10 protein-coding genes are annotated in these 13,721 nt (G+C 55.8%); 6 read left to right on the top strand and 4 right to left on the bottom strand.

What is annotated here, in order from left to right; genetic code table 11:
- Positions 1–3 precede the first annotated feature (3 nt).
- From ACR0DK_RS08840 to ACR0DK_RS08830, 3 genes are read right to left on the bottom strand one after another with little or no spacing between them, the layout of a single operon-like run.
- Positions 4–2,217: an ABC transporter permease gene (locus ACR0DK_RS08840; RefSeq protein WP_480735786.1), complete on the bottom strand. Its 2,214-nt coding sequence runs from the start codon at positions 2,215–2,217 to the stop codon at positions 4–6.
- Positions 2,218–3,243 (bottom strand): ABC transporter substrate-binding protein, encoded by a 1,026-nt coding sequence (locus ACR0DK_RS08835; protein ID WP_170565762.1) that lies wholly within the window; start codon positions 3,241–3,243, stop codon positions 2,218–2,220.
- Between the two features lie 59 nt (positions 3,244–3,302).
- Complete coding sequence (locus tag ACR0DK_RS08830; protein ID WP_170396245.1) at positions 3,303–3,767, bottom strand: NUDIX hydrolase; 465 nt, start codon at positions 3,765–3,767, stop codon at positions 3,303–3,305.
- Between the two features lie 224 nt (positions 3,768–3,991).
- Between ACR0DK_RS08830 and ACR0DK_RS08825 the strand changes: the two genes are divergently transcribed.
- Genes ACR0DK_RS08825 through ACR0DK_RS08800 form a run of 6 tightly spaced genes read left to right on the top strand, consistent with a single transcriptional unit; the run spans position 3,992 to position 9,216 of the window.
- A complete protein-coding gene (locus tag ACR0DK_RS08825) occupies positions 3,992–4,846 on the top strand; it encodes a DeoR/GlpR family DNA-binding transcription regulator (RefSeq protein WP_480735783.1) in 855 nt (284 codons plus the stop codon).
- 13 nt (positions 4,847–4,859) lie between these two features.
- Positions 4,860–5,834: a phosphate/phosphite/phosphonate ABC transporter substrate-binding protein gene (gene phnD, locus ACR0DK_RS08820; protein WP_170396240.1), complete on the top strand. Its 975-nt coding sequence runs from the start codon at positions 4,860–4,862 to the stop codon at positions 5,832–5,834.
- A gap of 58 nt (positions 5,835–5,892) precedes the next feature.
- Positions 5,893–6,687: a phosphonate ABC transporter ATP-binding protein gene (gene phnC / locus ACR0DK_RS08815; protein ID WP_170403402.1), complete on the top strand. Its 795-nt coding sequence runs from the start codon at positions 5,893–5,895 to the stop codon at positions 6,685–6,687.
- A complete protein-coding gene (phnE, locus tag ACR0DK_RS08810; RefSeq protein ID WP_170403405.1) occupies positions 6,684–7,499 on the top strand; it encodes a phosphonate ABC transporter, permease protein PhnE in 816 nt (271 codons plus the stop codon). The genes phnC and phnE (ACR0DK_RS08810) overlap by 4 nt, the downstream gene beginning before the upstream one ends.
- The gene (phnE, locus tag ACR0DK_RS08805; protein ID WP_170396234.1) at positions 7,499–8,314 is read left to right on the top strand and encodes a phosphonate ABC transporter, permease protein PhnE; all 816 of its coding nucleotides are present in this window, start codon (positions 7,499–7,501) and stop codon (positions 8,312–8,314) included. The genes phnE (ACR0DK_RS08810) and phnE (ACR0DK_RS08805) overlap by 1 nt, the downstream gene beginning before the upstream one ends.
- Positions 8,278–9,216: an HAD-IIA family hydrolase gene (locus tag ACR0DK_RS08800; protein ID WP_480735780.1), complete on the top strand. Its 939-nt coding sequence runs from the start codon at positions 8,278–8,280 to the stop codon at positions 9,214–9,216. The genes phnE (ACR0DK_RS08805) and ACR0DK_RS08800 overlap by 37 nt, the downstream gene beginning before the upstream one ends.
- Before the next feature lie 71 nt (positions 9,217–9,287).
- Here the strand turns inward: ACR0DK_RS08800 and ACR0DK_RS08795 are convergent, their stop codons facing one another.
- On the bottom strand, positions 9,288–13,706 hold the full coding sequence (locus ACR0DK_RS08795) for a WD40 repeat domain-containing serine/threonine protein kinase (protein WP_480735778.1): 4,419 nt from the start codon (positions 13,704–13,706) through the stop codon (positions 9,288–9,290).
- Between the last annotated feature and the right edge of the window lie 15 nt (positions 13,707–13,721).

The raw sequence follows: 13,721 nt of genomic DNA, 5'->3' as shown, positions 1-13,721 counted from the left end.
CTCCTAAACATTGGTCCGCGACTGCGTCATTCGTCGCCCGATCTTGGTCCGGCCCACGATCAACTGCATCAGGGCAACCACTGACAGCATCACAAAGATCAGTGTGGTGGAATAGGCGATGGCGAGACCATAGTCGTTATTCTCGACCCGCCCGATGATATAGCTGGTCGCCATGTCATATTCCGCGCTGACCAGAAAAATCACCGCCGAAATCGCCGTCATGGCCCGCACGAAACTGTAGACAAGGGCGGCAAGAATTGCCGGGCGTAGCAGAGGCAGGATGATCCGGCGGAAAGTCTGCCAGGAATTTGCGCCCAGTGTCAGCGAGGACTCATCCAGACTGCGATCCAGTTGCGACATGCTGGCAATGCCAGCTCGGACACCGACTGGCATGTTGCGGAAGATGAAGCTGACAACCAGGATGACCCCGGTGCCGGTGATCTCGATTGGGGGAACGTTGAAGGCGAGAATGTAGCTGACGCCGATCACGGTGCCGGGGATGGCAAAGGATAGCATGGTGCCGAACTCAAAGGCATCTTTACCTGCGAAACTCTGCCGGGTCAGAAGATAGGCCGTAACGAGCCCCACGGCAGCCGTCAGTGGAGCAGCAATTGCGGCGATGGTGATAGTCGTCCAGAAACTGTCCCATGCGGCTCCTGTCCAGCGAATACCCTCTGCTTCAAACCGAACTGAGAACGCAGTGACGTAGTGCTTGAACGTCAGGGAATTGTTGACCCCCCACAGCTCGACCACACTGCCGTAGACGATCATGGCGTAGACGACGATGGTAAACACGGCCCAGCCAAGGGCGACGGTTAGCACCGGGATGGAAAGGCCGGTTGGCATCAATGGATGTACGCCAGCGTCACCTTTGCCCGTGACTGTGGTGTAGCTTTTCTTACCTAGCCAGGCACGTTGCGCGTAGAAGGCTGAAAGCGTGAAGAACAGAAGCACCATGGCCAGAACCGCAGCGCGGCCTTGATCGTACTGGGCGCCCACGATGGCAAAGAATATCTCGGTTGACAGCACGTCGAAATTGCCGCCCAGAACCAGTGGGTTGCCGAAATCCGCCATGCTTTCGATGAAGCCCAGAAGGAAAGCATTGGCAAGGCCAGGGCGCATTAACGGTAGGGACACGGTTTTGAACGTCTGCCATCTATTCGCGCGCAATGTCTGGGCTGCTTCTTCCATCGAGGGAGACACCCCTTCAACGACGCCAATCAGCACAAGGAAGGCGATGGGTGTAAATGCCAACGTCTGCGCAATCAGAACACCCGGCATGCCATACAGCCAGCGAGTGGGTTGGGTGCCGAATAATTCGGCAAAGAACTGCGTTACTGAACCCGACAATCCAAACAGCAGTATCAGCGCTAGGCCGATCACGAACGGTGGCGTGATAATCGGCAGAACCGTCAGTGCGCGCAACGCGCGCTTGTACCGAAAGCCCGAGCGGGTCACGACAAGCGCAAAGCACAAGCCGAGCGCAGTGGTGATGAAGCCGACGAGGATGGCCAGAAACAGTGAGTTCCATGCCGCCCCGCATCGTGCGCCCCAGAAACATCCCAGCCCCCATAGCCGGTCGTCAAAGAATTTCGAGAAGAACACTGCGATGGAGTACGCGCCTTCTTCTGTGACGAAGGCAGCGAACAGCATCTTGGCGATAGGAAAGAATACAAACGCGGTGACGATGGTGATCACACCACCGATGGCGCTGACCACGAAGACGTCTCCGTTAATCGCCCCACGCGCGGCGACACCCTGGGTCAGAAGGAACAGAAAACTCGACGCGCAGATCATCGCGCCATAGCCCATGCCGAATTGCCGATCACCGAGCTCTCCGAACAAGGCTTCCAGCCAATCGAAGTTGTAGCCTCGGATTCCGATGCTGAACCCTTGTGCGATCAGCCAGCCGAAGCCCAGCGCCCCTGACAGGATCAAAACTCGGGCATAAAGCGGATCTGATTTGGCGCGTCTTAACACCAGAAGTGGCAGCAAGAGTGCAATAAGAAGCGGAGCAAGCCACAGCTTTTCACCCTGCCCAATTAGAAAGGCAGCAGGCGCATAATCTTCGTCGAAAGGGTAGCCGTCCAGCAGCCACTCGAACGACCACAGGCCACCATCAACCATGTACCACGGCAGCAGGCAGAATCCGACCCACCCGGCGCTGACCCAGAAGATCAGAACCGGATGGGTCGTTTTTGTCGTGTCGTCAGTCATTTACTGCGGCAGTACCGAAACCTCTTCGTCCCATTTCTGCAATAGGCGCTTCCGCTCATCCGACGAGCCGTATTTCTTGAAGTCATAGTCGATCAACTTGATCTGGCTCATGTCAGGCGCGCTTTCCGAAGTTTCAGCACCTTTGTTTGACGGCACCTGAAATGCGTTGACCTGAAGGGCAAGGTTCTGTGCCTCGGGCGACAATGCCCAGTCATAGAACTTTTTAGCCTCTTCTTCATTGCGCGCGCCTTCGATGATCGACATCGAACCGATCTCGTAACCAGTACCTTCACATGGCGCGACGACTTTGATCGGGAAACCCGATACCGCCTGCTTTACTGCGTCATGCATGAAAACGATACCAATTGTATTCTCGCCTCGACCAGCAGCCTTGATCGGTGCCGAGCCCGACTTGGTGTATTGGTTGATGTTCGAATGCAGCCCCTTCATGAACTCAAATCCTTCGTCTTCGCCGAAGATTTGCACCATCGAGGCCAGAGTCGTGTAGGCCGTACCTGATGAGTTCGGGTTAGCCATCTGAACGTGCCCCTTGTACTCGGGCTTCAGAAGGTCCTTCCAGCAAGCAGGTTCGGGAAGGTTGTTCGCGGCGACTAGATCGGCATTGTAGCCGTAACCAAGCGCACCTGAATAGATGCCGATGGTCTTGTTACCAGCGCTTTCCGCCTGAGAAATCGCCCAATCATGAAGCTGGTCACGCATCGGCGACATGTATTCCATCGTCAGCCCCTCTTCTGCGGCCTGTAGATGTGGATCACCGGTACCGCCCCACCAAACATCACCCTTGGGGTTGGAGCTTTCTGCACGGATCTGAGCAAAGGTTTCACCCGAAGACTTCCGGGTCATGTTGACGTCGATGCCGGTCGCGTCCTCAAAACTGCGCGCCATAAGCTGGCACCAATCCTCTTGCGCAGAACAATAAAGTGTCAACTTGTCAGCCTGTGCCGCTGACATCGATGCGGCAAGGGCAATAAGCGATCCCAACGTTGTGGATGTAAATTTCTTCATTGATTTCTCTCCCTTTAAGTTCACTGCGTCCGGATTTCCCGGCTCTTATATGCCCTTCCTCATGCGGCCTTTCGCAATTTTTCGATAACAGCCAACGTCTCTTGATTATCTGACAGGCTCTTTAACAAACGCGCCAGTTCTTTCTCTTCGACAAGCTTTGCGGCCTTGGCAGGTGAGAACCAGTGGCGCTTGCGTTCGTCGCGTTCCTTCCAACGGCGTTTGAGCCGTTCCACAATCAACGGATAAAGCGTTACGCGGCAAGGCACGCTGCTTTTACCCTCGTATCGCTTGTCATAGTGAAAGCACCCGATCGATTTCTTGGAGATAAAGCCAACCGCTCCGGCCTCTTCCAAAGCTTCGATTTCAGCGGCATGCCAAGGCTTCTTACCATCCATCATCCAACCTTTGGGGATGACCCACCGCCCCCGGTCACGCGAAGTGACCATAAGAACCCGCAGCTTGTCGGACTTGTCCCATCGCACTGGAAGCGCACCGATCTGATCTGTGAATTCGGTCTTGCTCATGCGCGCGCTCTTGGCTCTGGCACTACGCAAAGGGCAATGGCAACACATACGTGCTGTTGAACAAGGTGGCTACATCCAGAACGCCGGTGCACTTCGATTGCTACGCCTCGAAATAGAAACAGTTCTTTGAAGTCTCACAATGAATCGTGGGCTTTGCAACAGAAATTGTTGCAAAACGACTGAAACGCCACAAAAGTGAGATTGAAACCGAGTCGGATTGCCAGATGCCCAAAGCGGAAACGCGCGATAAGAAAACCAACAAGGGCCAGAGTCGGTTCAAGAAATCCGACCGCCGCCGTGAGATATTGTTGGAGTTGAAGCTTCGCCCGCACGTCCGGATCAGCGAATTGGCGCAGCGTTTCAATGTCTCGGCGGAAACGGTGCGCAGGGATTTTGATGCCCTAGCTGATGATGGGCTGATCTCGCGGGCGCATGGCGGTGCCTCTGCCCCGATACAAGGACGTTATCCAAGTCTGGATGAGCGCACCCACGCCCGCCTTGATGAGCGTGAAAAGATCGGCAAATGCGCAGCTAACCTGATTCAGGAAGGCGAGACGGTGATGATCGATTCCGGCTCAACCACCATCGAGATGGCCCGTATGTTGGCGTATCGGGGCATTCACTGCACGGCAATTACGAATTCGATACCGGTGGCCATGACCCTTGGTCACGCACCCGTTGAAGTCATTCTATGCCCAGGCGAATATCTGACCGCCGAGTCCGCCACGATCGGGACAGATACACTGGATTTCCTGTCTCGTTTCAACGTCGATCGCTGCATGATTGGCGCGTCCGGCCTGTCAGAAGAAGGGCCGTCAGAGACCGTGCGCGGTTTCGCAACCGTCAAACGGATGATGCTGGCACGCGCCGCGACGCGACATCTTCTGATCGGGTCCGATAAATTCGACCGCAAAGGTTTGACCCGTGTGGGCGACCTTGACGGGCTGAATTCAATCGTGACTGATACCAAACCAACAGGGGATTTGCTTGGCGCGATCAACGACGCCGGGGTGAAGATTCTTGTCGCTGAGCAGTCCTTACAAAGAACGACAAACCGTGGACAGAAAAGCCACGCATGACTGGGAGGAAGAAATGAAATTTGATATCAAACTACTGATCGGAGCTTCCGCAATCGCGCTCTTGTCACTGTCGGGCACGGCTTCGGCGCAAGACTGCCCGCGCGGTGATCTGGATGCGCGGTTCTGCGATGCCGATGGCGATCTGATCGCGGATATCCCCGCTGATCCTGCCGATCAGATTGATCCTGATACTCTGATCTTTGCCTACACCCCGGTTGAAGACCCTGCCGTATACAAAACTGCTTGGTCGGACTTTCTTGATCATCTGAAAGCGGAAACTGGCAAAGACGTTGTTTTCTTTCCAGTTCAGAACAACGCGGCCCAGATTGAGGCCATGCGTTCGGGGCGTCTGCATATTGCGGGCTTCAATACCGGTTCAAACCCGTTAGCCGTGAACTGTGCTGGTTTCCGACCCTTCACGATCATGGCGTCGAAAGACGGAAACTTCGGATACGAGATGGAGATCATCACCTATCCCGGTTCAGGCATCGAAAAGGTTGAGGATATCAAGGGCAAGCAATTGGCCTTTACTTCCCCTACTTCGAACTCGGGCTTCAAAGCGCCCTCGGCGATCCTGAAAAGCGACTTTGATCTGCTGCCCGAACGCGATTTTGAGCCGGTTTATTCGGGCAAACACGACAACTCGATCTTGGGTGTCGCCAATAAGGACTATCTGGCTGCCTCGATCGCTAATTCGGTCAAATCGCGGATGATCTCGCGCGATGTGATCAACGAAGACGACGTCATCACGATCTACAAGTCGCAGACCTTCCCGACGACAGGCTTTGGAACCGTGTACAACCTGACGCCGGAACTGCAGGAGAAAATCCGCAATGCCTTCTTCAGCTTCGACTGGGAGGGAACGACGCTTGAGGCTGAGTTCTCGAAATCGAATGAAGGTCAGTTCCTTGAGATGACCTATCAGGAGTTCTGGGACGTCATCCGCAAGATCGACGCGGCCAACGGCGTTTCCTACGCCTGCCAGTAATCGATACTACATCCAACGGGCCCTGCGGGGCCCGTTACCACCCGAACCGGGGGCGTAAATGCTGCGGCTTCAAAAGCTTACAAAAACTTATAAAACCGGCGATCAGGCCCTGAAGGCGATCGATCTAGATGTGCCAAAGGGCCAGGTTCTGGCGCTGATCGGGCCTTCTGGTGCTGGCAAATCCACCATGATCCGCTGCATTAACCGTTTGGTTGAACCCACGAGTGGCGAGGTTCTGCTGGACGACGTGGACCTGGTCAAACTCGGCTCGGGAGCGCTGCGGAAAGCACGTCGTGAAATGGGGATGATCTTTCAGGAATACGCACTGGTTGAACGCCTGACCGTCATGGAAAATGTACTGTCGGGACGGCTGGGATATGTTGGGTTTTGGCGGAGCTTCCTGCGACGTTACCCCCAGTCTGACGTGGATGAAGCATTCCGCCTGCTGGATCGCGTGGGTCTGTTGCATATGGCCGACAAACGAGCGGACGAACTGTCAGGTGGTCAGCGTCAGCGGGTTGGAATATGCCGGGCGCTAATCCAAAATCCCAAGCTTCTGCTGGTCGATGAACCGACCGCCTCACTGGACCCAAAAACCAGCCGTCAGATCATGCGCTTGATTACCGAGCTGTGTCAGGAACGCGGATTAGCCGCGATAATCAACATTCATGACGTGGCCCTTGCGCAAATGTTCGTACCGCGCGTCGTTGGCCTACGCTTTGGTGAAATCGTATTTGACGGCCTCCCCTCTGGGCTTACGCCTGACAAGTTGACCGAAATCTATGGCGAAGAAGACTGGGAAGCGACCATAGAGAAAGTTGAAGACGACGAAGAGATCGAGGCCGCGGAATGAGCCATCCCGAACTTGATGACCTGCTGGGCAAAGGCTGGCGGAAACCGGCCTTCGTCAAAAACGCCTTACTGCGCTGGACCTTGATCGTTGGATTCGTCGCCTATCTGATTGCGGCATTTATGACCATCGAGGTGGATTGGGGCCGGGTTTATGAAGGCTTGGATCGCGGTTGGGCTTTTGTCCTTGCTTTCACAAGCCCGGATTTCATATCGCGCTGGAGCGATATCTGGAGCGGTCTTCTCGAGAGCATCGTGATGACGGTTGCAGCGTCGGTGGTGGGCATCCTGATATCGATCCCGATCGGACTGGGCGCTGCACGCAATATTGCGCCTCTCCCGGTCTATGTGATCTGCCGAGGCATTGTTGCGATCAGCCGCGCCCTGCAAGAGATCATCGTCGCCATTCTTCTGGTTGCCATCTTTGGGTTCGGACCTTTGGCCGGCTTCCTGACACTGTCCTTCGCCACTATCGGTTTCCTGTCCAAGCTCTTGGCCGAAGACATCGAGGCCATGGACAAAGTACAGGCCGAGGCGATCAAAGCCTCGGGCGCGCGATGGATGCAATGGATCAACTACGGCGTGCAGCCACAGGTCATGCCGCGACTGGTCGGGCTGTCGATGTACAGGATCGATATCAACTTTCGCGAAAGTGCAATTCTTGGGCTTGTGGGGGCCGGCGGCATTGGGGCCACGCTGAATACGGCGTTTGACCGTTATGAGTATGACACTGCGGCAGCCATTCTGATCCTGATCATCGGGATCGTCATGGCGCTCGAATACCTCTCGGGTATCATCCGCGCGAGGGTCCAGTAATGCCAGTGCTTGAACATGAAGGTACGCAAATCTGGCGCAGACGCACGACCGGTCAAAGCCTTGTGCGTTGGTTTTGCTGGCTGTTAGGTGTGGCGGTCTTTGTCTACTGCTGGCAGATCATCTCGGCCTCGACGACATGGTTCTTTGTGTGGGACGCACCCCGGATCGCGAACGATATCTGGACCCGCGCGACACCACCAAAGTGGGATTACATCACGCAGTTAGGCCGCCCGATCTGGGACACGCTGAACATCGCCACACTTGGTACGATCATTGCGCTGTTCCTTGCCGTACCGGTCGCCTTTCTGGCCGCCCGCAACACCACGCCGTCGGCCGTGTTCATCCGCCCCATCGCGTTACTGATCATCGTCTCAACCCGCTCGATCAACTCGTTGATCTGGGCGCTTTTGTTAATCGCAATCATTGGTCCCGGAGTGTTCGCAGGTGTTATCGCCATTGCCATTCGTTCGATCGGCTTCTGCGCCAAGCTTCTCTATGAAGCCATCGAGGAAATTGATCACACCCAAGTCGAAGCCATCACCGCCACCGGCGCATCCCGCTGGCAGGTCATGGCCTATGGAATCGTCCCGCAAATATTGCCCGCCTTTGCCGGGATCGCCGTATTCCGCTGGGACATCAATATTCGCGAGTCTACGGTTCTTGGCCTTGTGGGCGCAGGCGGCATCGGGCTGCAATTGTCGGCGTCGCTGAACGTTCTCGCATGGCCGCAGGTCAGCCTTATCCTGATCGTCATTCTGATTGCCGTCATGATCAGCGAATGGGTGTCCGCCAAAGTACGAGGGGCAATTATTTGAGCCGCTTCACGACCCAAGAGGCTTTCGAAGCCTACGAGGCCGTTCGGCATCGACTTCCGGCTGCTGAACCGGCTGTTCAATCCTATCAGCATGCGAACACTTTGATGGATATTGCTGAAGGCTTCGATGTATTCCTTCTGGATGCGTTCGGTGTCCTCAATATCGGCGAGACTGCGATTCCCGGTACAGCCGCGCGGATTGATCAGCTCAAAGCCATGGGTAAACGTGTTCTGGTCGTTTCGAATGCAGCTGGTCACCCTCATGCGGCGCTCGTCGAGAAATACGCCCGGCTGGGATATGATTTTGCGTCAGAGGATATCATCACAAGCCGCGCAACACTGCTGGCTGAGCTAGGCGGTCAACGCGCGCTGCATTGGGGTTTGATGGCAACACCCAGCACCGGCCTTCGCGACCTGGAAGATTTGAACCTGACTTATCTCGATGACGATCCCGAGCCCTATGACTCGGTTGAGGGGTTTCTGATGATCGGCTCAGCCGTCTGGTCCGAGGCACGTCAGGCCCATTTGGAAGCAGCCCTGCTAAAACGCCCGCGTCCGGTATTGGTTGGAAATCCGGACATAGTCGCACCACGCGAGAACGGATTTTCAAACGAACCCGGTCTGTTCGCGCACCGTCTTGCCGACCGAACCGGCGTTGTACCCGAATTCTTCGGCAAACCATTTGAGAATATTTTTGACCTGGCTTTCAAGCGACTTGGCCGGGTCGATAAAACTCGCGTGCTTATGGTTGGTGACAGCTTGCATACCGACATATTGGGGGCCCATGCTGCCGGAATCGCCTCGGCCCTGATTTCGGGGTACGGTTTTTTCGCAGGGCATGACGTCGATGACGCAATCACACAGGCGCAAATCATGCCGGATTTCGTTGTGAACCGACCATAATCTGATCACGCCTGCTTAGTTCCGCTTCAAATCCAAGCGTCCGTCAGTGCTTTTCAATACTCGCCATGTGATCAATCCGCGAAGGCATCACAGGTCGTTGTTGGCTCATCGCTTCCCAAATACTGAACCCTGCGCCCTTCATCAAAGGTTGGACTGCCCAACGCACATGCGATCTCTAAGCTCAACCTGTCCCAAACCCGAACATCACCGGCTTCGCTGGTTGTCGCAAAAGAATGTCCGTCAGGTGCAAGCGCGATACGCCAGGTCGGGCCTGCATGAATCTTTTCGACAGGCATGAGCCGACGGTGCGTCGCGGTATCCCACCAATGCAGTTCCCCAGATCGGTCGATTGCCACCAAGGTTGCCTCATCCGCCAAAAAGGCAACATCTGTCGCCCCACCCTTATGGCCACCATAAGCGGCAAGCTCTTCGCCGGTTTCAACATCCCACACCTTGACCACCTCATCGCTGGAAGCAGTTGCAGCCTGTGTGCCATCACGACTGAAAGCAACACTCCAAAGCGTGTTGTCATCAGCTTCAATCACTCTGATCAACTGACCGTCGCCAATCGACCAAATATAGACCTTACCATCCACCGAGGCCGCTGCCAGCATGCCGCCATCTTCAGAGACGGCGACACGATTTGCCTGAATGTCAGCTGGCGCAAAGCTCTTGACCAAATCAGCCTCTGAGATATCGATTTGCAGCACTCCATCTCCTGTCGCCACAAAGACCTCTAGACCTGACCCCGGCATGATCGACCAGACGGGAGCCTGCCCCAGATCGAGTTGATTTTTCAGCCGCATGGCAGCCATGTCCCAGATTTTCAAGCCGCCTTCGCGATCACCAGTCACCATGGTTTTGCCATCCAGCGAGAAAGAGATCGCCCACACCTGGCTTTCATGCCCCTTCAGCTGCATGGGTTTCATGGAAGCCCCCATCTTCCAGACCCAGATATTCCCCTCACTGTCACCGATGGCTATAGACTTTGCATCCGGCGTATAAGCGATGCCCAGCGCCTTTGCCCCGTTCTGCAAAACAAGCGTGTCTTTGCCGCCGGGGTCGATCCCAATCCGCCAGAGACGTACCTGCTGATCCCGGCCCAAAGTCGCCAGCAACGGGGCATTTTGGGCGACTTCAAGGTCCACAACCCTCTGACTGTGCGCTTGCACCACGTCGCCAACACTTTCCATGTTTGAATTTTCCAATCGCAGCGTTCCGTCTGCCCCTGCCCCTACCAGCAGATTGTCCGGCGCGGTAAATGCTGCTGCTACGATATCGGTACTATCTGAAAAACGATCAACAATTGGAGAACCATCCGGAAAACCAATCGTCGTGACCTTCCCGTTCGTATGGGATACCGCGAATGTTCTCCCGTCGCGGCTGAAGGACAGGTGATCGGGGTCAGGCCCCAGCGGACCGCCCGGTATCGGCGGAAATGCAGGCGTAGCCTTTGCGTCGACCCAGCCGAATATGCCACCATCGACATTTCCGGCTACAAGTCCTTCTGAAACGGGCGAAAACGCGACCTTTTTGAAGCCCAGCGGCATTTTCGCCAATGGCTCCCCAATTTGCATTCCATTGGAAACGTTCCAGAGGCGAACGGTCCCGTCACCGGTCGCCGACGCGATACGCATGCCGGTGGAATCAAAGGCCACGCCAAATGCGACGTCATTGCCAGAGAACAGTGTCGTGATCGGGCCGTATCTGGCCGAACCAACATTCCAAAGGCGGACATCCCCATCCGTTGCCGCTGAAACCAGCAACTCTCCATCGGGAGAGAATGCAACATCCCTTATCCCGCCGGAATGCCCCACCAGTTCAGCAATAACCGCTCCGCCGGATTCAGCCCTATGAACCACGATGCGCCCATCACGCAATCCAACCGCAACACGCGTACCGGATGCATCAATAGCCATCGTCTGCGCGTCACCAACCGTAAACGGGCTGCCCAGTGGGACAAGCCCACCCTCACCCAGATTTTGCCGAGCCATCAGCATCGCCGCCCTCGCTTCTGATGTCGAACCAGCAGTTTCGGCTCGGACAATCGCTTCGGCGCTGAGTGACAGGGCTAGCAAGGGATCTGTATCCGATAACCCGTTCGCCGCAGCGCCTAGCGCCCTTGCGAACCTTTCATTGGCTTCAGCTGTTGCGGCAACGGCCATCTGTCTGTTGCTTTCGGCAAGGTTGGACGCGCGGATAGCCAAGAAAGACGAAACCGTTGCGCCAATGGCCAGCAAGGCAAGGGCAGCAACGGCAACTTGATTGATACGTCGACGCCGACGCCGGCGCATTTTGGATGCAGCCTGCGCTTGGTCACGCGCATCTCGTGCAGCGCCCAGAAATTCCCGCTCTAACGCACCGAGGATATTCTGGTTCTTCACCGACCATTCTTCAGCCGACAACAACCTTGTGCCGCGATAAAGTAAATCGGGCTCGCGATTTTCAACATCCCACTCTGCAGCGTCATGCTGAATACGCTGACGCATGCGCAGATCATCGCGGCTTTCTTCGATCCATGAATTAAGTCGCGGCCATGTACGCAGCAGCGCCTCATGCGCAATCTGAACATTTTTGTCATCCAGCGTCAGCAACCGCGCATCTGTCAAAGCTTCAACGATCCGCCGCGTTGTGTCCGGGTCCGAGTCGCGCTCGATCTCATCGATCGGCAACAACCGCCGTGTGTCCGGTGTCCCCTCGCCGGGCGTAACCAGACGCAAGAATAGCCGCCGGGTTGCTTCTTGCTGAACTTTGTCAAAAACGTCTGTAAAAAGTGTCTCTGCCGTCTGGCTGATTGCCCCTGTGACACCACCGGACTGACGGTAGCCGTCCAGAGACATGACCGCACCTTTACGTCGGCTCCATGTTTCATACAGAGAATGCGCCACCAGCGGGAGCGAACCCGCTTCGCGCCCGGCCTCATCAACGATCGCATCAATAAGGGACCTGTCCATGTGCAAACCAGCTGCATGTGCCGGTTCGCTGATTGCGCGGCGCAGCTCGGGCCGTGTCATCGGCCCGACCAAAAACTGGTTTTCCGAGATTCGATCCGCAAGCCACGGTATCTCTGCACAGGATGCATAAAAGTCCGCACGGATTGTCAGCACGATACGAACACGGCTATCTGCGGGGTCTGTCATAGCTGACAAAGCTTCGATGAACTTGCTTCTGCGTTCCTGTTTGACCAGCGTGAACAATTCTTCGAACTGATCAATGCAGATCAACAACTCTCCTTCATTCGCGGTGGCCAAACGGCGCGCCGCACTCGGATAGGCGATGAAGTCGTTGAGCGAGACCTGAGCCGTAAGGTGAGAATTGTCGCCGATGAGTTGAAAGTACAAATCGGTCATTGGATCGCGCCCGGGGGTAAAAACACAAACGCGCCAGTTTTCGCTACCGGATATCGCGTTGGCAGCGATCGCTGGCAGCAGCCCTGCTCGCAGAACGGATGATTTACCACTGCCGGATGAGCCACCCAGAACCAATATCCGGCTCTGTTGAAGCCGGGTCACAAGTTCCTCAACAAGATCCTCGCGTCCAAAAAAATAGTCGGAATCCTCTGGCTGGAACGCGGCGAGCCCTTTGTAGGGGCATTCCACCCTACTTTCCGATATCTGCGTCACCGCTTCGGATGCGGCCTCTCGCCGGTCACGATCCAACGCATCATTCATTGCACTGCGCCAGGACACCATATCCAAAAAACGCGCCTGCGGGTCCATTGCCATCCCGTGCTCAATACAATCACGCCACATTTCTGGCAGGCTGGAAAGATACTCGGTAACGCGATGGAATGGCGGCGGCGCCTTTCCCGTCAGGACATGCCACATCAGCGCGCTGGCCGAATAGATGTCGGTCATCGGCGTCACGGGTTGCCCGTGCTCAGCTTGTTCTGGCGCTTGATAGAGCGGTGTCCCAGCCATCATGGTCGCGCCGGTCACACCGATCGCTAAATCCTTCGCAATACCGAGATCCGCCAGAAAAACCCTCTCGTCTAGGCCGACCAAAGCATCAGAAACCGTCGTGCTGTTATCGTCTTTGGACCGCTTCACTCGTTGCAGAAGGACATTTGCGGGTTTGACGTCCCGATGCACGACATTCGCGTCGTGAACCGCAGACAAGCCATCTGCCATTGCATCAATCAGTATTTCCACGCCTTCGCGTTTGGCCAAAGCAGCGGGGCTTAGACGCTTTAGTCGGTCGGCCAATGTGCCGCGATCCGCGTAGTCCATGACAAAATAGGGCCGCCCGTCCTCCAAACGCCCCACGTCATGCACGGAGACAACGCGCGGAGATCGAATGCGCCGCAACAGACGGGCTTCTTCGAGAAAATGGGTGATGACTTTGTCATTGGTCGCAAGGTTGGCGTGCAGAATCTTGAGGGTTACCGGAACCTCCAACTCGTCATCCCGCGCAAGGACAACCGCCGCGAACCCACCGCTCGCGATTTCACGGTCAACAGCGTAACGGCCGATGAACGCGGGAAAAGTCATGATATTCTTGGCGCT

Source organism: Ruegeria sp. CE6 (genome assembly GCF_056537485.1).
This window is presented reverse-complemented; position numbering and strand designations above follow the sequence as displayed.

Excerpts from the sequence above, each read along its gene's own strand:
- phnE (WP_170403405.1), top strand. The coding sequence starts at position 6,684 with ATGAGCCATCCCGAACTTGATGACCTGCTGGGCAAAGGCTGGCGGAAA.
- ACR0DK_RS08795 (WP_480735778.1), bottom strand. The coding sequence starts at position 13,706 with ATGACTTTTCCCGCGTTCATCGGCCGTTACGCTGTTGACCGTGAAATC.
- ACR0DK_RS08825 (WP_480735783.1), top strand. The coding sequence starts at position 3,992 with ATGCCCAAAGCGGAAACGCGCGATAAGAAAACCAACAAGGGCCAGAGT.
- ACR0DK_RS08840 (WP_480735786.1), bottom strand. The coding sequence starts at position 2,217 with ATGACTGACGACACGACAAAAACGACCCATCCGGTTCTGATCTTCTGG.
- ACR0DK_RS08830 (WP_170396245.1), bottom strand. The coding sequence starts at position 3,767 with ATGAGCAAGACCGAATTCACAGATCAGATCGGTGCGCTTCCAGTGCGA.
- phnE (WP_170396234.1), top strand. The coding sequence starts at position 7,499 with ATGCCAGTGCTTGAACATGAAGGTACGCAAATCTGGCGCAGACGCACG.
- phnC (WP_170403402.1), top strand. The coding sequence starts at position 5,893 with ATGCTGCGGCTTCAAAAGCTTACAAAAACTTATAAAACCGGCGATCAG.
- phnD (WP_170396240.1), top strand. The coding sequence starts at position 4,860 with ATGAAATTTGATATCAAACTACTGATCGGAGCTTCCGCAATCGCGCTC.
- ACR0DK_RS08800 (WP_480735780.1), top strand. The coding sequence starts at position 8,278 with ATGGGTGTCCGCCAAAGTACGAGGGGCAATTATTTGAGCCGCTTCACG.
- ACR0DK_RS08835 (WP_170565762.1), bottom strand. The coding sequence starts at position 3,243 with ATGAAGAAATTTACATCCACAACGTTGGGATCGCTTATTGCCCTTGCC.